Genomic DNA, 21,403 nt, shown 5'->3' with positions numbered 1-21,403 from the left:
CCACCGCCACGGTCTTTCGGGCGCTCAGCAGTCCTGCACCAGTTCCCGCACACGGAAGATGCGGGAGCGGACCGTGCCGATCGGGATGCTGAGCGACTTGGCCGCCTGCTCGTAGGTCAGGCCCTCTTCGATGTAGGCCTCGAACGTCGACGACAGGGCCTCGGGCATGGCGCGCATCTTCTGATCGACAAGCCGCAGCCGCTGCTGCAGGGAAACGATGTGAAGGACATCGGGGGCGCCGCGCGTGTCGGCGGGCCCGTCTTCCATGTCCACGAAGCGCGCGCGATGAGCGACGGCCTTGGCACGTGTTGTCGGCCGACATTCTGCGCGACGCCAAAGATCCAGGACTCCAGGCACGATCGCCCGCCGAAGTTCCGCAGCGATTTCAACACTTCCACATACACGTCCTGGACCAGATCGTCGACCAGTTGGGGATCGCGTTCAAACCGCCGCAGGAAGCTTCTGAGCTTGCCATCGGTGCGCAATGCCAGCGTGGCCAACTGGGCGTGCAAGTCCGAAAAGGTGCCGTCGCCTTCCTCTGCTCGATTGACTTCCACGGTCTCTCCTCTCGGGGCGTTGCTACAAACTTCGCTGCACTTTAGGACGCGACCCGACGCTCAAGGAATGGAAGGAACGGACAGGGAAGAACCACGATCAAGGCGCTTGAAGCCTCCCTCGAACCGCGAACCCGACCGCTTGGTCGAGATTTTTAACAACCGGCGTAACCAGTGGAAACAGACCCTGCGGACGGGTCACCGTTCTGGGTGATCGCGTAGACCTTGGCGTCGAGCGCCCGCTGGTCGTGAACGATGCGCTTTCTGGCCACACCCTCGAACTGCGCGCCGAGCTTCTCCGCCACCCGCTGGCTCGCGACGTTGTCCACCCGGATGACCAGCGCCAGCCGCTGCAGCCGCAGGACGCGGAAGCAAAAATCGATCAGGTAGCGCGCGGCCCACGCCGAAACACCCTTGCCGCGATAACGGGGCTCCACCCAATAGCCCAGATCGGCGCACCGACAGTCCCACAGGATGTTGGACACGGTCACACCGCCGATCACCGCGCCTTCCTCAGTGAAGATTCCGCAGGAAAAAGTGCGGCCGGATGTCCATTCCGACTCCAGTTTTTGAAGAAGCACATGGGCGTCCTCTTCGGACCGGATCGCGTCGGGCCATTCCTCCCACCGCAGAATGTCCGCCCTGGATCGATCGACAGCGGCAAACCAGCGCCCGGCGTGAGTGCGCATGAGAGGCCGGATGTCCAGGCCGGCTGTCGCGGCCTGCATCGGCCGCGTGCACGCCGCCTCGCGCAGCGTGCCCTGCGCGCTTTCCATGTCGATCATTGCTGATGGCCCCTCCAAAACTGGGCAGCGACGTTAGCGTCTGCTCAAGGCCTTGTGCGCCGCAAGCCACCAAACGACAGGGAGGCAATGTGTAGCAGCCACCATCTCATCGTGCGTCACCATCGTCACCTTGCTGGACGGCCTGACCGCCTCGGCCGGCGTCCAGCGGCATCTGCACGCCAAGAAGGCGCTCCAATGCGGACTGACCGAGCTGACGCGGGCTTGGGCTAACCGAGCGGACTTGAACCCGCTCGAAGCCGCCAGGATCCGGGCCCAATGCAATGAGTTGATCAAATCGGCGCTGGGCATGCCCGGGCTGGGCGAAGTCGCCACGCAGCTTGAGGCGGACGCTGCGAACGCGCTCCATGCCTTCATCCAATTCGTTGGCAATGTGCACCTCACTTCCGACATTCGAGGCATCGCCGAGCAGTTGAGCGAGCTGCTCCCGGACGACCCGGATGTTCTGTTGATCCGCGACGAGGCGGGCATGGATGAGTTCATGGCGCGCCTTGGCGAGCGGCCTTTGAATCAAGAAGTGATGAATCTCATTGAGGACCAGAAGGAGGATTTCGCCGAGAAGGAATTCTGGGCGCTGGAAAAAACGGGCTTTGGCCTGTTCACCAATGTGGTGAGCCTGGGCCGAAGCGTTTTCGAGTTGAAGCGCTTTTCCGACACACGCGGTTTCCTGCTGGAACGCAGGGACGCGTTCAAACGGGCCATCGAGAAACTGAAAGGCAAAGCCGGCTCGAAAGTCCTGACGCACCTTTTCGATTCGGTGCGCTACAAGATCAAGTCCAACATCGCGGCCCTGTTCGGCGCCTCCACCCGGCTGTGCAACGCCGTCGGCGGCATCGTCATCAAATCGCTCACCCTCGCCGGCATCAGCTCAGGGCCCGCGGCCGCCGTCATCGCCCCAATCGTCGTGGGCGTCTACGCCATCAAGAACTTCGTCGGGGCCTACTACGACCGTCTGGCCAGGCGCAACGAGTGTGAGGTCACCAACTCGATCAAGATCGCCAGCAACGACACCTCCAGCAACATGGAGAACTCCATCAAGCTGGAGCTCACGGCGGACCTGGAAGCCCTCGCGGGCGACATGGACGGCATCAAGGACTTTGTGGAGGCCATGGGCCATCCGGAACTGTTCGAACCCTTCCAGAAACGGTTCGAGGCGGCCATCAACAAGAAGGCGAAGTTCACCGAACTTCAGGCCCTGATCGACGCCTGAGCCAGCTCTTTGTTCCAAAGCAGCACGGTCACTTCATCGGGGTGCTGCTCGACCGTTTCAAGGCATACCTGGACCACGGACTCGTGATCGAAAGACTCAAATTCCGCCAGTTCCGCCACCTTCTTTTGCTCAATCAAGTCCTTCAGGCCATTGCCCTCATAGATGGGAAATTCTTGTTGATCGAGCTGGCTCAGAATGCCCGGCATCAAGCGCCCGAAAACGCCATTGCTGCTGAACTGAGCAAGGATGTTCGCCAAGTCAATCGGCCGATCATGTCCAAGCTGCTTAGTGAAAGGGTTCATTTCGAGGATCCAGAGTCAAGGTTGGTGACGTGTTTTCAACCCTTCGTTCGTGTCGAAGGCGAGCGTTGAGTGAGGGTGTTCCGCCTTAAGTTCGCGCCTTCCGTCGCTCAAGCGAAGGTGTGCGCCTTGCCACAACCACCGGTTCCCGAGCAATCCCCCAAATCAGTCATTTCGATCCCGCGCGCGATCGCCTCGTTCCAGACTGGCCGGAACGAAATACCTTGGCAAAGAAACCAGATGCGGGGCCTGCGCAGGGCCCGTGCGGGTACGTCGAGCGTGCCTACCGCTCCAGCAACCCGCGCAACATGCGCTGCGGATCGGCCAGAAAGTCCCGCGTGACGCGCACGTGTTCCGTGTCGTCGTAGGCCACCGGCGCCATGCCGTCGGCGCCGCACTGGTAGATGCAGGCGTCCGGGTAGGCCATGAGCAGCGGCGAGTGTGTGGCGATGACGAATTGCGAGCCTTCGTTCACCAGGTCGTGAATGCGCGCGAGCACGGCCAGTTGCCGCTGCGGCGAGAGCGCGGCCTCGGGTTCGTCGAGGATGTACAGGCCCTGGCCGTGGAAGCGCTCCATCAGCAGCGTCAGAAACGATTCGCCGTGCGACTGCTCGTGCAGCGAATGTCCGCCATAGGACTGAATGACCGGCGCACCCAGGCCGGGCTCGGCGTCGAGCTGCTCGATCTCGGTGGCGACGTTGAAGAAGCTCTCGGCCCTCAGGAAGAAGCCGGTGCGCGGCCGCTTGAATCCCTTGGCGATGCGCAGGTGCTCGTGCAGCACCGAGTGCGAGCGGCGCGTGCTGAATCGGAAGTTCTTGCTGCCGCCCTCGGCGTTGAAGCCGAGGGCGACGGCGATGGCTTCGAGCAGGGTGGATTTGCCGGAGCCGTTCTCGCCGATGAAGAAGGTGACCTTGGGGTGGAAGTCCAACCGGTCGAGCGTGCGCACGGCGGGCAGGTTGAAGGGATAGCGCTCGAAGCTGTCGACGGTGTCTCGGCGCAGGCTCATGCGCTGCAGGAACTGGGACGAGATCATGGCGGGCCGGGTTTCAGGTTGAGGCCAGCAGGCGCGGCACGGCGGCCACGAGCATGCGCACACCCGACAGGCTGAGCAAGGACAGCACGAGCTTGCGGAACGCGGCCTCGCTCAAGCCCACGTACAGGCGCGAGCCCAGCAGCACGGGCACGAGCAGCGCCACCGCGACGATGGGCAGCAGAGGCCACATGTCGCGCGTGACGGCGCCCGCGATCACGTAGCCGAGCATGGTGAAGGCCAGGGCCGCGAGGTTGAAGTTCTGGATGATGGCGCGCTGCGTGTCTTTCTCCATGCCGCGCAGCGTGCACCACAGCGTGGGCACCACGCCGGTGAAGCCGCCGATGCCGCCCATGAAGCCGCCCGCGAGGCCGGCCACGCCATCGGCCACGCGCCCGCCGCGCGAGACCTTGGGCAGGTGCGATGACATCAGCATGATGGGGCACCAGATCACGAGCACGCCGCCGAGCACCAGGCGGAACAGGTCGGGGTTGAGGTGCGGCAGCACGGCGATGCCCATGGGAATACCGAGCACGCCACCAGCGAGGAACGGGGCGAGCACCTGCAGCCGGAAGGCGCGCCGGCTGGTGACCGCGGCCACGATCTGGCCGGTGAGCGAGCCGAACACGGCCATGACGGCGGCCACGCGCGGATCGATGCCCCAGACCCAGAAGGACATGGCGACCATGCCGAAGGCAAAGCCCGAGAGGCCTTGCACGAAGCCGGCCACGGCCGCGCCCAGCACCAGCAGGGCGATTTCTGGGGTCGTCACGTTCCCATCTCCTCAAAAAAGAAGGCGGCCCACCACCGGGTGGGCCGCCTTCGATCTTGCCATGGCCGCACCGCCGGGGCGGCAGGGCCTTGGGTCTTCAGTTCTGGGTTTCGATCTTCTCGTCCTGCACGAGCTTCTGCCAGCGCGCCACTTCGGTTGCGCAGCACCTTCTGCGCTTCGGCCGGCTCGGTGCTGGTGGCGCCCAGGCCGAGCTTGCGCAGGCGCTCGATGACCTCGGGCTTGGCCATGATCCTGGTCATCTCGCGCGAGAGGCGCGCCACCACCGGCGCGGGCAGGTTCTTGGGCCCGGCCAGCGCGGTCCATCCGGTCACGTCGAAACCCGGCGAGACGGTTTCGGCCAGGGTGGGCACGTCGGGGTAGGTGGGCCAGCGCTGCGTGCCGGTGACGGCGAGCAGGCGCAGGCGGTTGCCGTTGACGAGCGGCTCCATGCTGGCGAGGTTGTCGAGCACGGCCTGGATCTCACCGCCGGCCACGGCGGTGGGCGGCGAGGTTGCCGCCCTTGTAGGCCACGTCGATGAACTTCACGTGCTCGCGGCTTTGCAGCAGCACGCTGGCCAGGTGCATGCCGGTGCCCACGCCGGCATGGCCCATCGAGAGGGTGCCGGGTTTGTCCTTGGCCTGTTTCATGAGTTCGCCCATGTTGCGGATGGGTGAGCTCGCGCCCACTGCCACGCCGAAGGGGAAGCGCGTGGTCATGGTGACCATGGTGAAGTCGTTCACCGAGTCGTAGGGCAGCGACTTGTAGAGCGCGGGCGAGATGCTGTGCCCCGAGGCCATGAGGAACAGCGTGTGGCCGTCGGGTTCGGCCTTGGCGACGGCGTTGGCCGCCAGGGTGCCGCCCGCGCCGGGCCGGTTTTCCACCACCACCGGGCTGCCCAGTGCTTCGGCCAGTTGCTGGGCCACGAGCCGGGCGGTGGCGTCCACGCCGCCACCGGGCGTGAAGCCGAGCAGCAGCTTGATCGGCTGGCGCGGCCAGTCGGCCGCCTGCGCGTGCGCGATGCCGGTGGAGAAGGTGGCGAGCAGGCCCGAGCAGAGGCCGGCGAGCAGGCCACGGCGGCCGAGGCGGGGGGATTTCATGCGGTTGTCTCCAGGGGTGGGACGCCGTTGCCTCACTCGCGGAGGCTTGCGGCGGGTGGGGTTCAGTTCTGCACTTCGATCTTTTCGTCCTTGATGACCTTGGTCCAGCGCGCCACGTCGGTGGCGCAGGAAGGCCTGCGCCTCGCGGGGCGAGGTGGCCCAGGCGTCGGAGGCCTGGAGGCGGAGGGTTTCAACGATGTTGGGGCGCGCCAGCGTGCTCTGCACCATCTCGTTGAGCTGCGCGACGATGGCCGGTGGCAGGCCCTTGGGGCCAGCCAGCGCGTACCAGGCGCTCACGTCGAAGTCGGGCAGCAGGGTCTCGGCCACGCTGGGGATGTTGGGGAACAGCGCGAAGCGGTTCTTCGAGGTGACCGCGAGCGGCTTGACCTTGCCGTTCTCGATGTGGGCCGCCATGCCCGCCAGCGAGGTGAAAAGCAACGGCACTTCGCCCGCGATCACGGCCAGCGCCGGCGCGCTGCCGCCCTTGTAGGGCACGTGGGTGAGCTTCACGTCCGCGCGCGACTGGAAGAGCACGGCCGCCAGGTGCATACCGCTGCCCTGCCCGCCGGTGCCGTAGTCGATCTTGCCGGGCTGGGCCTTGGCCTGCTGCACCAGTTCCTGCACCGTCTTGAACGAGGCGTTGGGGTTGGCGATGATGGCGAACGGGCTGCGCGCCACCATGGAGACCATGGTGAAGTCGTTCACCGGGTCGAACGGCAGCGATTTGTAGAGCCCCGGCGCGGCGGAGTGGCCCGAGGCCATGAGGAACAGCGTGTAGCCATCGGGCTCGGCCTTGGCCACGTAGTTGGCGCCGATGGTGCCCCCGGCGCCGGGCTTGCCTTCCACCACGGCCTGCTGGCCGAATTTCTCGGCGAACTGCGCGGCGATCAGGCGCGCGAGGTTGTCCACCGGCCCACCCGAGGTGAAGCCGTGGATGATGCGCACCGGCTTGGTGGGCCAGGCGGGCGCGTTGCCCTGGGCGTGCGCCGCGGCGCCGAAGAGGCCCAGCGTTGCCCAGGTGAGCAGTGCGGCGGTGAAAGTGTGGCGTTTCATAAGAAGAACCTCTCCGGTTGGGGTCCGCGCTCGACGGGCCGTGATTGGTAGTTGCCCTCCCCGAACATGCGCATGCGCGAGGCCATGAGCTCTTCGTTGAGCTTCTGCAGCTTCGCTTCGTCGAAGGTGAGCTTGCCGCCGCGCTTGGCGAACTGGCCCGCCACCAGAACGTTTTCGATGTCCGAGGTTTCCGCGTACATCACCACGATGTGCGCCGGGTTGCCACCGGGCAGCGCGGGGAAGATGTTCATGCCGCGCGCGTCGAACATGATGAGATCGGCCTGCTTGCCCGGCGTGATGGACCCGGTCTTCTTGTCCAGGCCGAAGGCCTTGGCGCCGCCCATGGTGGCCCAGTAGAGGGCGTCGCGCGTGAGCGTGGAGTGCTGCGTCTTCGCGGGCCACTTGCCTTCGTGCCACAGGCTGCGGTTGTCCAGTTCGCGCTGGTGCAGGAAGGCGTGGCGCATCACCGAGAGCATCGAGCTGTTGAAGTAGGGGTCGCAGTCGGTGCCGATCGAGGGCATGGCGCCGTGCTTGACGAGGCGCCCCAGCATGGCGGGTTGCTCGTAGTTCAGCATCTCGGTGAGGTTGGTGGCGGTGATGGTGCAGCCCGCGTCGAGCACGATCTTGAGTTCCTCGTCGTCGAAGCAGTTGCCGTGGCCGATGTTGTGGTCGGGCCCGAGCAGGCCTTCCTTCGCCAGGCGCGGGTAACCGTCCTCCACCACGCGCTTGCCCTTGCGGCCGTAGGTGTGGGCGGAGTTGATGAGGCCGTACTCGCGCGCCAGGCGGATGTCGTGCGCGGCCACGTCGTACTCGCCCCAGTCGGGCCCGAGGATGGCCATGGCCAGGGTGACCAGGCGGTCGTCGCTCGAGAGGCGCCCGGTGCGCAGGCGGTGGATCTCTTCGCGCGGGAAAGGCTTCTTGTGGTACGGCACCTCGCCCGGGCGCTCGGGCGGTTTCACCGTGCCGCGCGCGAACACGGCGCGGATGCCGGACTCTTCCAGCGCGTCGATGGCCACGTCGGTCATCTCCGCGTCACGCAGGATGTGGCACCAGTCGACGATGGTGGTGGTGCCGTTGCGCAGCTGGTTCAGCGAGCCCAGCAGGTTGCCCAGGTAGACGTCGCGCACACCGTATTTGGTGGCGAGGTTCTGGTGCATGTTGGCGTGGTAGTCGCGGCTGCCGACCCAGTCGGAGCCGATGCCGCGCAGCTGGAATTCCCAGGTGTGGATGTGCGCGTTGACCATGCCGGGCGTGACGATGCGGCCCTTGCCGTCGACGACTTCGGCGCCATCGGCCTGCAGGTTGGGGCCGACGGCCACGATCCTGTCGTTCTCGATCAGGATGTCGGCGTCGTCGAAGTCGCCCACGGCGGGGTCCATGGAAAGAATGCAGGTGTTCTTGATGAGAAGGCGGGTCATGGGGTTCGTGGGGAGTGGGAAAGGAATCAGGCCGGGGAATCCGTCGGCGGGACGGGGCGGGTGGAGTTGCGCACGACCAGCTCGGGCCGCAGCACGACGGTGGCAGGCGACATCTGCCGCCCGTCCAGCCCGTCGAACAGCAGCTGCGCGGCGCGCCAGCCAAGCTCGCGGTGCGGCAGCCGGATGGTGGTGAGCGAGGGGTTGACCATGTCGACCAGCGGCATGTCGTTGTGGCCGGTGACGGCCACGTCGGTCGGCACGCGCAGGCCGGCGGCCTGCAGCGCGTCGTAGGCGCCCAGCGCCACCAGGTCGTTCGAGCAGACCACGGCCTCGGGCGGCTTCGCGCTCTGCGCGAGCAGCTGGGTCATGGCCAGGCGGCCAGCCTCGCGGCTGTAGGACTCGCAGGCCACCACGCCCGCGCTGCGCAGGCCGCGGTCGCGCAGCGCCTGTTCGAAGCCCTGCAGCCGGCCCAGGCCGGTGGGCAGGCTCTGCGGGCCGGCCAGGTGGGCGATGCGCTCGCAACCGGTGCGCACCACGTGGTCCACCGCGAGCTTCATGGCCAGCCGGTCGTCGCTCACCACCGAGGGCAGGCGCCCGGACTCGTCGGCGCGGTTGACCATGACGGCGTGCAGGCCGGCGCCGACGATGAAGTCCACCAGCGGGTCTTCGCGCGAGGCGATGGCGAGCACGATGCCGTCGACCTGCTGGGCCAGCATGCGCTCGACCGTGGGCCGGGCCAGCGCGCTGGCGGCCACGTTCGCCACCATCACGAACCAGCCGCGCGCGGCCGCGCAGGCTTCGATGCCTTGCAGGATGGGCGGGAACACCGGGTTGGTGATGTCGGGCACCAGCACGCCGATGGTGTGGGTGCGGCCGGTGCGCAGGGCCGAGGCCGCGCGGTTGGGCCGGTAACCCAGGCGGCGCGCGGCCTGTTCGACGGCCTCGAGCACCTCGGCGCTGACGGCGGCGCGCCGGCGCGGATCGAGCGCGCGCGAGACGGTGGACAGGTGCACGCCGGCGGCCCGGGCGACGTCGCGGATGGTGACGGGGCCGGCGGGCTCCGTGGCGGAGGGGGAACGGGGGGTTTCGGTCACTTTGAAGGTTTTCATGCAAACGTTTGCCATCATTCTGGCGGGATTCTTTCAAAACCTCAACAGAGATAATTTGGTGCAAACCCTATGCCTCGCCCCACTTTGGGGAGCGACAATAAGCAAACGTTTGCAAAAAAAACCCGCCTTTCCCGCTTTCCGAGAAACCGCCGTGAACCTGATCTCCACCCCCGAGTCCGTGTTGGCCGTGGCGCTGGCCGCCATGGAGCGCACGCCCGACCCCCGCCTGCGCGAAGTGATGGCCGCGTTGACGCGCCACCTGCATGCCTTCGCGCAGGAAGTGCGCCTGACCGAAGCCGAATTCGAGCGCGCGATCGGTTTCCTGGTCGGCATCGGCCAGGCCACCGGCCCGAAGAAGAACGAGGTGGTGCTGGCGGCCGACCTGCTGGGCGTGTCCACCCTGGTGGCCCTGCTCAACAACCCGGGCAGTGCCGGCGGCGAATCGCCCGCCGCGCTGCTCGGCCCCTTCTGGCGTGAGCGCGCGCCGCTGTGCGAGCCCGGTGAATCCATCGCGCGCGCCGGCACCCCCGGCGTGCCGCTGGAGGTGCGTGGCACGGTGCGCGACCCGCAGGGCCGGCCGGTGGCCGGCGCGGTGGTGGACGTGTGGCAGGCCTCGCCCGTGGGCCTGTACGAAAACCAGGACGACAGCCAGCCCGACATGAACCTGCGCGGGCGCTTCACCACCGACGCACAGGGTGCCTACTTCCTGCGCAGCGTGGTGCCCGCGGGCTACCCGGTGCCCACCGACGGCCCCTGCGGTGAACTGCTGCGCGCCCAGCGGCGCCACCCCAACCGCCCGGCCCATCTGCACTTCATGATCAGCCAGCCGGGCTTCAAGGTGCGCGTGTCCCAGGTGTTCGCCGACACCGACGAGAACCTCGACAGCGACCCGGTGTTCGGCGTCACGCGCTCCCTGGTGGGCCGCTTCGAGCTCGATGCCGATGGCGCCCAGGCCCGGCTGCAGCAGGACTTCACGCTGGAGCCCGGCGAGACCGTGTTCCCCAAGGCCCCGATTCCCTGACCTTCCCTCCAAGTACCCATGGCTTTTGAACCCCAGACACGACTCGACGGCAAGGTGGCCGTCATTGCCGGCGGCACCGGCGCCATCGGCCTGGCCACGGCGCGCCGCCTGGCCGCGCTCGGTGCCGCCTGCGTGCTGCTGCACCGGGGCGACGGCGCGGCCGCCGCCGAGCGGGCCGCCAGCCTGCCCGGCGCGCAGGCGCATGGCGCGGTGCGCGCCGACATCGTCGACAGCGCCTCGCTCCAGGCCGCCGCCGAGCAGGTGGCGCGGCAATGGCAGCGCTGCGACATCCTCGTCAACAGCGCCGGCTTCACCAAGCCCGTGCCCGCCGCCGACCTCGACGCGCTCGACGACGGGCTGATCGACCGGCTGATGCAGGCCAACTTCCGCGGCGTGTTCGCCACCATCCGCGCCTTCGCGCCGCTGCTCAAGGCCAGCGGCGACGGCCTGATCGTCAACGTCTCGTCCATCGCGGGCTTCACCGGCGTGGGCAGCAACCTCGCCTATGTGGCGGCCAAGGCCGGCCTGGACGTGGTGGGCGACGCGCTGGCCAAGGCGCTGGCGCCCGCGGTGCGCGTGGTCTCCGTCTCGCCCGGCGCGGTGGAGTCCACCTTCGTGCCGGGCCGGGGCGCGGAGTTCAACACCAAGACCGCCGCCACCACGCCGCTGGGCCGCGTCGGCCAGCCGGACGACGTGGCCGCGACCATCGAGGCCCTCGCCACCACCCTGCGCTTCGTCACCGGCACGCGCATCGTGGTCGATGGCGGCCGCCACCTCTGAATCCCAGCCCCGCGCCCATGAGCCTCTTCAACCCGCTGTCCCAGAAGACCCTGATCACCTGCGCCGTCACGGGCAACCTGGTCAAACCCGAGCAGACGCCGCACCTGCCCGTCACGCCCGAGCAGATCGCCCGCGAATGCCTGGCCGCCGCCGAGGCCGGTGCCGGCCAGGTGCACATCCACGTGCGCGACCCCCACACCGGCAAGCCGTCGATGGAGGTGGAGCTCTACCGCGAGGTGGTGGACCGCATCCGGCGCGAGAACCGCGAACTCATCATCAACCTCACCACCGGCCCGGGCGGGCGCTTCGTGCCGAGCGAGGACGACCCCAAGGTGTTCGCGCCTGGCACCACGCTGCTGCCGCCGGACCAGCGGGTGGAGCACATCGCGCTGATCAAGCCCGACGTGTGCTCGCTCGACTTCAACACCATGAACTCGGGGCCGGACGTGGTCATCAACACGCCGCGCAACGTGCGCCGCATGGCCGCCACCATCCGCGCCGCCGGCGTCAAGCCCGAGCTGGAGATCTTCGACTCGGGCGACATCCATCTCGCGCTCGACCTGATCGCCGACGGCAGCCTGGAAGGCCCCGGCATGTGGACCTTCGTGCTCGGCGTGAAGTACGGCTTCGCGCCCTCGCCCGCCACCGTGCTCTACGCGCGCGACATGCTGCCGCCCGGCGCGGTCTGGACGGCCTTCGGCATTGGCCGCATGGAGTTCCCCATCGTCGCCCAGGCCTGGCTCGCGGGCGGGCACGTGCGCGTGGGCATGGAAGACAACATCTACCTCGACAAGGGCGTGCTCGCCGAGAGCAACGCCCAGCTCGTCGCCCGCGCGCGGGACATCATTCAAAGCATGGGCGGCAGCATTGCCAGCGCGCGCGAGGCGCGCGCGATGCTCGGCCTGCCCCCACGATAAGGAAAGGGAGAACCCTCTTGACCGCACGCATCCACGAAGACACCGGCATCGCGCCACCACGCCCATCCACCGGCACCGGCCAGGCCCTGCGCCTGCTGCAGAAGGCCGACAGCATCGACACCCTGCGCCTGATGCTGGTGGACAGTCCCCAGCGCGTGCCCGCGCCGGGCCACGCGCTGGTGCGCGTGGGCGCGGCGGCCGTCAACCCCAGCGACGCCAAGGCCAGCCTGGGCATCATGCCGCAGGCCGTGTGGCCGCGCACCCCGGGCCGCGACTTCGCGGGCACCGTGGTCGAAGGCCCCACCGAATGGATCGGCCGCCAGGTCTATGGCTCGGGCGGTGATGTCGGCATCACGCGCGACGGCTCGCACGCGCGTTACCTCGAACTGCCGCTGGCCGCGCTGCGCGCCATGCCGGCCAACCTCTCGATGGAAGAGGCGGGCGCGGTCGGCGTGCCCTTCGTCACCGCCTACGAGGGCTTTCGCCGCAGCGGCATGCCCCGCGCCGGCCAGACCGTGATGGTGATGGGCGCCAACGGCAAGGTCGGTCAGGCCGCGGTGCAGCTGCGCACGCAGGCCGGCGCGCGCGTGATCGCCGTGCAGCGTGGCCCCGGCCCGTTCGCCGGCTTCAGCTGCGCACCGGTGGACGTGATCGATGCGACGGCGGTTGACGTGGCCGCCACCGCCCGCGACCTCACCCAGGGGCGCGGCGCCGACACCGTGTTCAACACCGTGGGCAGCGCCTACTTCGACGCCGCCAACAAGGCCATGGCCAAGGGCGCGACGCAGATCTTCATCGCCACGCACGACCGTGCCGTGCCCTTCGACATCTTCGCGTTCTACCGGGGCATGCACACCTACGTGGGCATCGACTCGCTCGCCATGGACTGCGCCACCTCCACCGCCCAGCTCGACGCCATGCGCGAAGGCTTCGAACGCGGCACGCTCAAGCCCTTCCCCATCGCCCGCGCCTACGACCTGGCCGATGCGGCCGAGGCCTACCGCGCCGTGCTCGGTGGCAGCACGGACCGGGTCGTGCTGCGCCCCTGAACGCCCACCCGCGAGGAGCCGCCGCCATGCACGTCACCCGCTTCGACGAGGCGCCCACCTACGAGGCGCCCAACCACGTCGACATGCGCTGCCTGCGCCTGCAGGGCAAGGAGGCCGGCCCTTCCACCCAGATGTGGATGGGCATGAGCCAGCTGCTGCCCGACGGCCACACCACGCTGGACCCGTCGCCGATCGAAAAGCTCTACTTCGTCGTCGAGGGCGAGGTCACCCTGGTGGGCGCGGTGGACGGCGTGCCGCAGCGCGCCACGCTGCGCGCCCTCGACTCCTGCCGCTTCGCCCCGGGCGAGGCGCGCCAGCTCATCAACGAGAGCAACCGGCCGGCCATGGTGCTGCTGGTGATGGCCAACGCGCCACCGGCCTCCCCGGCATGAAACCCCTGCCGCCCTCTCAGTGGGCGGGACGCCAGAACATGTGCAGTTCGTCGTGCAACACCCCGTCGATCCGCAGAGCGGCGGGTTCACGGCCGAAGGTCTGGAAGCCCAGGGATTCGTACAAGGCGATGGCGGCCATGTTGCCGGCATTGACGCTCAGGTTCACCTGAAGCAGTTCGGGCACCGACCCGGCCAGCGCGAGCGCCTGCACGAGCAATCCACGGCCCACGCCCTTGCCCCGCGCCTCGGGCGCCACGTACAGGCCATAGATCATCCCCTTGTGCCGCAGCTTGCGCTTGTCTTCGCGCCGCAGCGTCACGATGCCGATCAGCCGGTCTCCCTCGAAGGCGCCGAACGCGCCCTGGTCGGGATGCACCGCGAGGCGGGCCGCCGTCGTTTCGGGAGGGAAAACCACCTCTTCCTCATGGCTGGAACCAAACGCGGTGGGTTCCTCGTGCAAGGCGGACAGGCGCAACGCGCGAAACGGGCTCGCGTCTTGAGGAGTGAGGCGGCGGATGTGCATGCGTGATGTGAGGTGGCATTGGGGGTGTGGGGGAGTTCAATGCGGGCCCGAACGGAAGCGGCTGGGCGAGGCCCCGGCCGACTTTCGCATGAGGCGCCGCAGGGCGGTCGCGTCTTCGTAGCCCACCTGGGCCGCCACCTGCTCGATCGTCAGGCGGCTGCGCTCGATCAGCATGCGCGCGCGGTTGAGCCGCACGCTCTGCACGAGCGCCAGCGTGCCCCGGCCGGTGGCGGCTTTGACGTGCCGCGCCAGGGTGCGCGGCGACATGGCGAAGGCCTCGGCCAGCGCCGCCACGTCAGGCGGGTGGGGCAAGGCGGATTCGATGTGTTGCGTCAGGCGGCCGATCAGCTCGTTGCCGTTGGACTGCATGGCGGGCAGCACGAAGGGCGCCTGCGCCTGGCGGCCGTCGATGAGCAGCACGCGGCTCACCGCGTCCGCCAGCGCCGGGCCGAAGCGGGTGCGCAGCAGGTGGAGCATGAGGTCGGTCTGCGCCAGCGCGGCACCGGCCGTGGTGATGGGGCCGTCGGCGCAGACCATGCGGTCCGCGTCCACGCGGCACAGGGGTGCCAGGCCTTGCAGGCGCGGCGCCAGCCACCACGAGGTGGTGGCCCGCCGGCCATCCAGCAGACCCGCCGCCTGCAGCAGGAACACAGCGGAACAGGACGCGGCCACCTCGCCGCCCCGCGCCGCGTGCCGCCGCAGGCCCTCGCTGGCGGCCCGCGCGTCGTCGAGCGCCAGGCGGTCGGCCAGCGCCGAGGCCTGGTCCACCCCCAGGCCAGGCACGATCCAGGTCGAGCTGTCGCGACCCGCTCGGGCCGGCAGGGCGTGCGTCTGCAATTGCAGGCCGTGGCCGAGCGCCACCGGGCCACCGTCGGGCGAGCACACGCGCCAGGTGGGCTGCGGCAAGGCGAGCCGGGGCGCGATGGCCGCCGCCGCGCTCAACACGTCCAGCGTGACGGCCACCCCACTCCCCCAGGCCCCGGGCAGCACGAGAACGGTGAAATCACGCATGGCAGGAATGGCTTGAAAGATGTCGAAACAGACACTGGCAGTGTAGCGCCGGCCTTGGTGCAATCAAGGCCCTTCCATCTCCAGAGAGCCAGGACATGCCTCACCCGAATCTGACCGAACACGACGCCCTCGACGATTTCGAGGCGCGCGAGATCATGCTGGATGGCGTCACCAAGCGCGTGCATGTGGCCGGCCATGGGCCGGCGGTGATCGTCATGACCGAGATGCCGGGCATCAGCCCGCACGTGGCCCGCTTCGCGCGCTGGGTGCGCGACGCGGGTTTCACGGTTTACATGCCGTCGCTGTTCGGGGTGGACGGCGCGGTGCCCGAGGCCGAAGCGGGCATGGCCGTGATGCAGCGCGCCTGTGTGAGCGCGGAGTTCCGCGCGTTCGCCAACCGCAAGGGGCCCAACCAAGCCAGCCCGGTGACGCGCTGGCTGAGGCTGCTGGCCCGGCACGCGCACGAGGCTTGCGGCGGCCCAGGCGTGGGCGCCATCGGCATGTGCTTCACCGGCAATTTCGCGCTCACGATGATGCTGGAGCCGTCGATGCTGGCGCCCGTGCTGTCGCAGCCTTCGCTGCCGCTGGACGACCCGGCCAGCCTGGAGATCGGGCCCGAGGACCTGGCCGAGGTGCGCTCGCGCCTGGAGCGCGAGGACCTCACGGTGATGGCCTACCGCTTCGCGGGCGACAAGTTCTGCAAGGCCGAGCGCTTCAAGGCCTACGAAGCCGCGCTGGGCCCGCGCTTCGTGGCGCGGGTGCTGCCCGACAGCGCCGCCAACCGGACGGCCCTGCCCCCGTTCTTCGAGCAGGTGGTGAACAGCCCGCACAGCGTGGTGACGGCGCACCTGATCGATGAGGCCGGCCAGCCCACCCTCGCGGCGCGCGACGAGATCCTGGCCTTCTTCACGCAGCGGCTCAGGAATCCCGGCAGTAGCCCTCGCCCGCTCGAACCGTCAGGCAGTTCTTCTTCTCGCTGAGCCACTTCATCCCGGTCTCGGCGCCGTCGGTGGCGCGCAAGGATTCCTTCACGCCGTCGCGCTCGAACTCGATGCGCGCATCACCCGCCGCCTTGCCCGGGAACGTGCGGGGGCCGTCGAGGTTGCGGATGGTCACCTCGTACTGGCCACCGCTGCCCGCGAGCTGGAGGTAGGTGCCTTCAGGCCCGTTCCATTGGCCCAGCCAGGCATCGGTGGCCGGAGCGGGCGCAGCAGGTGTGGGCGCAGGTGCCGGCGCGGCCGGGGCACTCGCGCCGGCCGCTGGCGCGGCTGCGGGCGTGCGGTCCTGGCAGGCGGCCAGGGCGACGGCGATCGCGGCCATGCAGGCGAGGTGTGGGAACTTCATGGTGTGCCTTTCGGTGGGGCGCCGGATCAACGTTCGGCGATGTAGTGCGACATGCGCGCGCTCTCGCCCTCGGCCAGGAAGGCGCGCACCTCGGTCTCGATCGCGCGGTCGGCCACGGTGGCGCGCGCGCGCTGGTGCAGGTAATCGGCCCAGGAGGTGACGATGAAGCGCTCCACATAACGCGAGGGTTCACCCAGGTCCTTGTAGACGCGCCAGAACGTGGCGCCGTCGCGGCGGCGCGGCGCCTTCATCTGGGCGATGGTGTCGAGAAAGGCCTCGTCCACACCGGGGCGGATGCGGTAGCCCACCTCCACCGCGATCGGTCCGGACTCGGGGCTGGGCTCGGCCTCCACGAAGAGCTCGTCCCACGGCGTGCCCTGGGTCACTTCGTGGTCCGCGCCCACGCGCAAGGGGAAGGGGCGCGCCAGCAGCAGGCCCGCGGCCATGAGCACGCCGGCCGCGGCGAGCGCGGCGGTGAGGCCCGCGATGTCGGACACCGCGCCCCAGAAGGCCGAACCGATGGCGAACGCACCGAGCGCGGAGACGATGTGCAGCGCCACCGCGCGCGAGCGCACCCAGGGCGGCGCGCTGGCCTGGGTGGCGGTGTTGAAGGTGGACATGGTCGGCGATCCAGGCCGCGCCGCCGAACGCCATGCGCACGTACACCACCGCCGGCACACGCACCCAGGCAGCCACCAGCATCACGGCGGCGAACACCACGCAGGCCACGGCCACGATGGCGTCGAGCGAGAAACGCGCGCGCAGCCGGCCGATGACCAGGCCCGAAGCCACCGCCCCGGTGCCCAGGCAGCCCATGAGCAGGCCGAAGCCTTCGGCGCCGGTGCCCAGCTGGCGCTGCGCGATCACGGGCAGCAGGGCCCAGAGCGCCGAGCCGGCCGCGCTGAACGCCATCACCCGCACCAGCTGCGCCAGGATGATGCGCGAGTGCCAGGCGAAACGCAGGCCACTGAGCGTGCCACCCCACAGGCGCTCGGCCGGCAGGCTGGACGGCGGGTGCGCGCGCGGCGGCCAGCGGCGGATCGACTCCCACATCACCACCGTGGTGAACACCGTGACCACGAACACCCAGCCCGCGCCCAGGCGCGCGAACAGCAGGCCGGCCAGCGTGGGGCCGATGGCGCGCGCGGCGTTGTAGGCGATGCCGATGGCGGTGATGGCCTGCGGCCACTCGGGGCGCGGCACCGGGTCGACCACCGAGGAATTCCAGGCCGGCGTGAGCACCGCCGTGCAGCAGCCGCAGACGAAAACCAGGAACAGCACCGAGGCGGGCCCACCCCAGCCCGCCAGCACCAGCCCGGCCAGCAGCACGCTCGCGCCCACCTGGGCGATCAGCGCGCCCGAGATCAGGCGGCGGCGGTCGGTGGTGTCGGCCAGCACCCCGGCGGGCAACGCCAGCAGGAACATGGGCAGGAACACCGCCGTCTGCACCAGCGCGGCCAAGAAGGAGGAGCCGGTGAGCTCGACCATGAGCCAGGCGGCGGCCATGGTCTGCATGCCACTGCCGATGAAGAACACCGCGCCGCAGATCCAGAGCCCCCGGAAAGCGGGTTGGCGAAGCGGGCTCCAGATGGATGTGGACATGGCCCATTATTCCGCAGCCCTGCGTCCTGGGCGCCTGTCAGGTTGAGTGCCCTGCCTTTTCGACCGTGTCCATGGCGGCCAGATTCATCGACTGGTGCTCCGCGGGCAACCATTAAGTCTGCGGCCCGTACTGGAACAACTGCCGCTCCTCGGGCGTGATCTCTTCGGTCTTGACGCCCGGCCAATGGGTAAACGGCTCCAGCTCGAAGCGCTGGGTCTTGCCCACCGGCAGTGGCAGGCGCACATCGCCCTTGACCAGCCAGGCCGTGACGCGGCTGAAGTCCTCGTTCACGTTCACTTCCACCCGAGCCATGTCCGCATCGCCCGGCAGGTAGTCGTTGTCCTCCAGCGTGCGCTTCGGGAACAGCTCGTCGAACGCCGCTCGCACTTCGCTCAGGTCGGATTCGCTCACCGCCCGCTCGCGCAGGGAGAAGCTCAACCACAAATGGTGCCGCTTGCCTTGCAGATCGTGGAACCAGAACTTGGCCGTGTCAGGAATGCCGCGCATGCGGTGGATCTGGGTGTAGGTCGCCATCTCCCACTGGCCCACCGTCTCGGCTTCGGCGTTGCCCTGGTAACTCTCCAGCTCGGTCACGCGCGACACATTGCCCGTCATCGCGTGCCGCCACGGGAACTTCACGCGGATGTGCCGCATGTACCACATGGCGTCGGGACGCCAGCCGGCGTCGATGCGCGCGATGGTCTCTGGCTTGAGCCGGTCCAGCATCAGGCGGCGGTCTTCGCTCTCGGTGAGCGTGAATGTGCCCCCTGGCAGGCTGGCGTTGTAGCTCTTGCGGGTGATGCCGTGCAGCACCACGGCACGGTACTTCGCCAACTCCACCTGACTGCCCAGGCCGGCGGCCCAGAGCATCACGTGGCCGTCGGGCGCCACGCCAATGCGCACGTCGTCATAGCGCGGCCTGACCTTACCGTAGGTTACGTTCTTGGCCACGATGGGCGACAACTGGATGAACAGATCGAAGATGCGGCGCAGCGGCAACTCGGCATCGAGCTGGTAGAAGCGGTCTTCGAGATAGTCGTAGTACTTCAATCGCAGTATCTTGGGCAGGCGTGCGCCGCTTTCGCTGATGGCGCTCATGCCCCTGCTGCCCGCGCCCCAGGCTGCGCCGAAGCCGGTGTAGAACCTGGCCACGGTCTGGCCCTCGGCATCCTTCATCCAGTTGTCACCCGTCAAGGTGGTCACATCGCTCTGGCCTCGTGGCTCGATGTCGATGCCGTAGCTACAGAACGTGACGTGCCACTTCATGGTGGCGGTCTCGGGAGTGGTGTTGCGCATGAAGAGTCCTTTGAACAGTTGCCCGTACCGGTCCCAGGGGAACTGGACCTTGATGCGCCCCAGGGCATCGGTGTGCAGGTGGGATTCGGCCGTCTGATCTTCCGGACCCACCACCAGCGCGCTCTCGGGGCCTCCCGTGCGCGGCTTGCGCTGGCTCGCCTCGGGCCTGAGCGCCTCGGTGCTGGGCTGCACCTCGAAGCCGACCTGCACGCGCCACTGCCCGCTCAGGCGCTGGGCGGGCGTCAGCGCCTGGGGGATGACCGGGCTGAACGCCCCGCGCTGCGTGTCCTCCCCCACGTTCTCGATCAGCAGGTGGGTCTGCAGGGTGAGGTATTCGGTGTTGGCGCTCTCGTGCGGGTGGCCCGTGAGGTGGAAGCTGCAGCCGGGCACGATGCCGCGCACGTGGCCCAGGCCCCGCGCCCGCTGCCCGCCCTGGCGCAGCGCCTGCTGCCTCAGCCGCGCCAGGTGGGCCCCCTGCGCCTCGGTCTGGTTCGCCTCCTTCTGCGCCCCCGCGTTGGGCTGGCTGTGGTCGCTGCCGGTGATCCCGGGTTGGCCGTGCGCGGCGGCTCGATCTCCTCGCCACAGGTACACCTCCTGGTTCGCGTGCCCGGTCTGCCTGGGCCCCTGGGCGTTGACCTCGAGCAGCGCCCCGGGGCGCGTGTAGTCGAAGTCCCGGCTGGCGTAGCGCCCGCTGGTCAGGCGCTGCACCGGGCTGAAGCCGTGGATGTACTCCCGGTCGATCTTGTGGCCCAGCGGGTAATACGGGATGCGGTGGTAGGGGCTGGCTCCGGGCTCCAGCCCGGGCTGCACCGCCTGGAACGCGCCGTTGTGGTCGCTCCAGATCAGCCGGTGCACCCCGGCGCTGTGCTCGAAGTGGTGGTTGATGCCCCATTCCTGCATCAGGCGGCTGACGAATTCGTAGTCGCTCTCGTTGTACTGCACCGTGTAGTCGCGCCGCGGGTAGCGCTCGATCAGGCGCTTGTCCGCCGCGAACGGGTACTCCCCCAGCACCGCCTCGATGATCTCCACCGGGCTCTGGTCCTGGAAGACCTTGCAGTCGGTGCTCAGCGTGGCCAGGTGCAGCCAGGGCCGAAGGGTGAACTCCACCAAGGCGTGGCGCCCGGACTCGCCGATGTACCGGGCTTCGGTGATCAGGCCCGAGATCTCCCGCACCCCTGCGCCCTGGTTGGCCCCGGCGCCCCCGGGCACCCCGGGCACGAAGCTGCCCTGGCCTTCGAGTTCGAGGCAGCAGGTCAGCTCTCGGCCGATGAAGCGGTTGAGGTCGAGATGATTCCCACCACCGCCTTCCGCGCTCTGCAGCACCAGCCGGTACTCGAACAGCGTGTTGAGGCCCTCCTCGCCTTCGAGCTTCAGGGGCTCCAGCAAGGGAACACCGTTCACCTCGGGAATCGCCGCGCTTCGGATCGTCAGCCCACGCCGGGGGGTCGATGGGGTCATGGCAGTCCTCCTGAATGTTCTCGTTGAGATGGCGACGCATGCTCGGCCACCCTCAACGATTCATCCAAGGTCGGACTTCACTGGATTGACTTTCCTCCAAGCCTTGCCACCTGGAAGACACCGCGTCCTGCTCCAAAAATCCGACCACTCAATCCACCAAAACCGCACCTCATGGCAAGCCCCTTGCACCAGCCTCCTGTGGGTCGGACGCAGCAACCCCTCATCGCGTTGCGAGGAAGCGACGGATCACCAGGCAGACAGGGGAAGGCAGCGACTCAGCGCGGCGTGTGGCCGTAGGTAATGGAGAGCACCACGCCCGAGCGCAGGCGCACCGTGGCGAACAGGTTGCCGGGGCCCCGGTCGTACAGCCATTCCTCGGTGACCTGGCAGGGCAGGATGCGGCTGGCGTAGGGTTCGGGCACCGGGTAGTAGTGGGGGTTCTGGTAGAGCGGCGCGCAGTAGGTGTCGGTCAGCACGGGTTGGCCGCACTTGGCCATCAGCGAGAGTTTCGAATCGCCTTCGGCCGCGATGCCGCCGGCGCAGCGCAACGATTCCGCGCGTGCCGGGGTCGCACCAACCAGCAAGGCCACGAGCAGCCCCAGGCCCGCCAGCCACCGCCAGCCCGGCAGGGTCGAGGGCGGTCGAGCAGCTGGGGCGAACATG

General features: G+C 68.6%; 24 protein-coding genes and 1 pseudogene. 8 read left to right on the top strand and 17 right to left on the bottom strand.

Annotated elements, in window-relative coordinates; all coding sequences use genetic code 11:
- Positions 1-24: 24 nt before the first annotated feature.
- Together ACFJI0_RS01715 and ACFJI0_RS01710 are read right to left on the bottom strand one after the other, a co-directional pair.
- Positions 25-168, bottom strand: a complete 144-nt coding sequence (locus ACFJI0_RS01715) for a sigma factor-like helix-turn-helix DNA-binding protein (RefSeq protein WP_382323233.1) — start codon at positions 166-168, stop codon at positions 25-27.
- On the bottom strand, positions 117-416 hold the full coding sequence (locus tag ACFJI0_RS01710; protein ID WP_382325877.1) for a hypothetical protein: 300 nt from the start codon (positions 414-416) through the stop codon (positions 117-119). The genes ACFJI0_RS01715 and ACFJI0_RS01710 overlap by 52 nt, the downstream gene beginning before the upstream one ends.
- Between ACFJI0_RS01710 and ACFJI0_RS01705 the strand changes: the two genes are divergently transcribed.
- Entirely contained in the window at positions 306-602 is a 297-nt protein-coding gene (locus ACFJI0_RS01705; protein WP_382325919.1) for a hypothetical protein, read from the top strand. The genes ACFJI0_RS01710 and ACFJI0_RS01705 overlap by 111 nt on opposite strands.
- 107 nt (positions 603-709) lie before the next feature.
- Here the strand turns inward: ACFJI0_RS01705 and ACFJI0_RS01700 are convergent, their stop codons facing one another.
- A complete protein-coding gene (locus ACFJI0_RS01700) occupies positions 710-1,339 on the bottom strand; it encodes a GNAT family N-acetyltransferase (protein WP_382323232.1) in 630 nt (209 codons plus the stop codon).
- A 130-nt stretch (positions 1,340-1,469) separates the two neighbouring features.
- On the opposite strand from ACFJI0_RS01700, the gene ACFJI0_RS01695 reads away from it, so the two are divergent.
- On the top strand, positions 1,470-2,567 hold the full coding sequence (locus ACFJI0_RS01695; protein WP_382323231.1) for a hypothetical protein: 1,098 nt from the start codon (positions 1,470-1,472) through the stop codon (positions 2,565-2,567).
- Here ACFJI0_RS01695 and ACFJI0_RS01690 read toward each other — a convergent pair.
- The 7 genes from ACFJI0_RS01690 to ACFJI0_RS01660 form a co-directional block, all read right to left on the bottom strand.
- On the bottom strand, positions 2,546-2,869 hold the full coding sequence (locus ACFJI0_RS01690) for a hypothetical protein (RefSeq protein ID WP_382323230.1): 324 nt from the start codon (positions 2,867-2,869) through the stop codon (positions 2,546-2,548). The two genes, ACFJI0_RS01695 and ACFJI0_RS01690, sit on opposite strands and share 22 nt — an antisense overlap.
- Positions 2,870-3,149: 280 nt before the next feature.
- Complete coding sequence (locus ACFJI0_RS01685) at positions 3,150-3,899, bottom strand: AAA family ATPase (RefSeq protein ID WP_382323229.1); 750 nt, start codon at positions 3,897-3,899, stop codon at positions 3,150-3,152.
- A gap of 13 nt (positions 3,900-3,912) precedes the next feature.
- Positions 3,913-4,668: a sulfite exporter TauE/SafE family protein gene (locus ACFJI0_RS01680; RefSeq protein WP_382323228.1), complete on the bottom strand. Its 756-nt coding sequence runs from the start codon at positions 4,666-4,668 to the stop codon at positions 3,913-3,915.
- Positions 4,665-5,162 (bottom strand): tripartite tricarboxylate transporter substrate-binding protein, encoded by a 498-nt coding sequence (locus tag ACFJI0_RS01675; protein WP_382323227.1) that lies wholly within the window; start codon positions 5,160-5,162, stop codon positions 4,665-4,667. Before ACFJI0_RS01675 ends, ACFJI0_RS01680 begins: the two co-directional genes overlap by 4 nt.
- On the bottom strand, positions 5,149-6,819 hold the full coding sequence (locus ACFJI0_RS01670) for a tripartite tricarboxylate transporter substrate-binding protein (protein WP_382323226.1): 1,671 nt from the start codon (positions 6,817-6,819) through the stop codon (positions 5,149-5,151). The genes ACFJI0_RS01675 and ACFJI0_RS01670 overlap by 14 nt, the downstream gene beginning before the upstream one ends.
- Positions 6,816-8,237: an amidohydrolase family protein gene (locus ACFJI0_RS01665; protein WP_382161843.1), complete on the bottom strand. Its 1,422-nt coding sequence runs from the start codon at positions 8,235-8,237 to the stop codon at positions 6,816-6,818. The genes ACFJI0_RS01670 and ACFJI0_RS01665 overlap by 4 nt, the downstream gene beginning before the upstream one ends.
- A 26-nt stretch (positions 8,238-8,263) precedes the next feature.
- Positions 8,264-9,346, bottom strand: a complete 1,083-nt coding sequence (locus ACFJI0_RS01660) for a LacI family DNA-binding transcriptional regulator (protein ID WP_382323225.1) — start codon at positions 9,344-9,346, stop codon at positions 8,264-8,266.
- Positions 9,347-9,548: 202 nt separating this feature from the next.
- Between ACFJI0_RS01660 and ACFJI0_RS01655 the strand changes: the two genes are divergently transcribed.
- The 5 genes from ACFJI0_RS01655 (at position 9,549) to ACFJI0_RS01635 (ending at position 13,505) form a co-directional block, all read left to right on the top strand.
- Positions 9,549-10,367, top strand: a complete 819-nt coding sequence (locus ACFJI0_RS01655) for a dioxygenase (protein WP_382325875.1) — start codon at positions 9,549-9,551, stop codon at positions 10,365-10,367.
- An 18-nt stretch (positions 10,368-10,385) separates the two neighbouring features.
- The gene (locus ACFJI0_RS01650) at positions 10,386-11,147 is read left to right on the top strand and encodes an SDR family NAD(P)-dependent oxidoreductase (RefSeq protein WP_382323224.1); all 762 of its coding nucleotides are present in this window, start codon (positions 10,386-10,388) and stop codon (positions 11,145-11,147) included.
- 17 nt (positions 11,148-11,164) lie between these two features.
- Positions 11,165-12,064 carry a 3-keto-5-aminohexanoate cleavage protein gene (locus tag ACFJI0_RS01645; protein ID WP_382323223.1) on the top strand — a complete coding sequence of 300 codons (900 nt, stop codon included), beginning with the start codon at positions 11,165-11,167 and terminating at the stop codon, positions 12,062-12,064.
- A gap of 131 nt (positions 12,065-12,195) precedes the next feature.
- Positions 12,196-13,113, top strand: a complete 918-nt coding sequence (locus ACFJI0_RS01640) for a zinc-binding alcohol dehydrogenase family protein (protein ID WP_382325874.1) — start codon at positions 12,196-12,198, stop codon at positions 13,111-13,113.
- Between the two features lie 26 nt (positions 13,114-13,139).
- Positions 13,140-13,505, top strand: coding sequence for a cupin domain-containing protein (locus ACFJI0_RS01635; RefSeq protein ID WP_382161853.1), 366 nt, complete (start codon positions 13,140-13,142; stop codon positions 13,503-13,505).
- Positions 13,506-13,521: 16 nt separating this feature from the next.
- On the opposite strand, the gene ACFJI0_RS01630 is transcribed toward ACFJI0_RS01635, so the two are convergent.
- Together ACFJI0_RS01630 and ACFJI0_RS01625 are read right to left on the bottom strand one after the other, a co-directional pair.
- On the bottom strand, positions 13,522-14,028 hold the full coding sequence (locus ACFJI0_RS01630) for a GNAT family N-acetyltransferase (RefSeq protein WP_382323222.1): 507 nt from the start codon (positions 14,026-14,028) through the stop codon (positions 13,522-13,524).
- A gap of 36 nt (positions 14,029-14,064) precedes the next feature.
- Entirely contained in the window at positions 14,065-15,039 is a 975-nt protein-coding gene (locus ACFJI0_RS01625; protein ID WP_382323221.1) for a GlxA family transcriptional regulator, read from the bottom strand.
- 95 nt (positions 15,040-15,134) lie between these two features.
- Here ACFJI0_RS01625 and ACFJI0_RS01620 point away from each other — a divergent pair, with 95 nt between their 5' ends.
- Positions 15,135-16,019 (top strand): dienelactone hydrolase family protein, encoded by an 885-nt coding sequence (locus ACFJI0_RS01620; protein WP_382323220.1) that lies wholly within the window; start codon positions 15,135-15,137, stop codon positions 16,017-16,019.
- On the opposite strand, the gene ACFJI0_RS01615 is transcribed toward ACFJI0_RS01620, so the two are convergent.
- From ACFJI0_RS01615 to ACFJI0_RS01595, 5 genes and pseudogenes are all read right to left on the bottom strand, one after another.
- A complete protein-coding gene (locus ACFJI0_RS01615; RefSeq protein ID WP_382323219.1) occupies positions 15,958-16,383 on the bottom strand; it encodes a hypothetical protein in 426 nt (141 codons plus the stop codon). The genes ACFJI0_RS01620 and ACFJI0_RS01615 overlap by 62 nt on opposite strands.
- Before the next feature lie 26 nt (positions 16,384-16,409).
- Positions 16,410-17,003 carry an MFS transporter gene (locus ACFJI0_RS01610; protein ID WP_382323218.1) on the bottom strand — a complete coding sequence of 198 codons (594 nt, stop codon included), beginning with the start codon at positions 17,001-17,003 and terminating at the stop codon, positions 16,410-16,412.
- A 22-nt stretch (positions 17,004-17,025) separates the two neighbouring features.
- Positions 17,026-17,985 (bottom strand): annotated as a pseudogene (locus tag ACFJI0_RS01605) (MFS transporter); the annotation flags it as partial.
- A 112-nt stretch (positions 17,986-18,097) separates the two neighbouring features.
- Entirely contained in the window at positions 18,098-20,740 is a 2,643-nt protein-coding gene (tssI, locus tag ACFJI0_RS01600) for a type VI secretion system tip protein TssI/VgrG (protein ID WP_382323217.1), read from the bottom strand.
- 275 nt (positions 20,741-21,015) lie between these two features.
- Positions 21,016-21,402, bottom strand: coding sequence for a DUF2845 domain-containing protein (locus ACFJI0_RS01595; protein WP_382323216.1), 387 nt, complete (start codon positions 21,400-21,402; stop codon positions 21,016-21,018).
- Position 21,403: the final 1 nt, after the last annotated feature.

The sequence above is a fragment of the Hydrogenophaga sp. UC242_53 genome, assembly GCF_042696965.1.
In the GTDB taxonomy this organism is placed as follows: Bacteria; Pseudomonadota; Gammaproteobacteria; order Burkholderiales; family Burkholderiaceae_C; genus Hydrogenophaga.
Note: the sequence above shows the minus strand (reverse complement) of the source record. Positions and strands in the feature narration are given on the sequence as shown.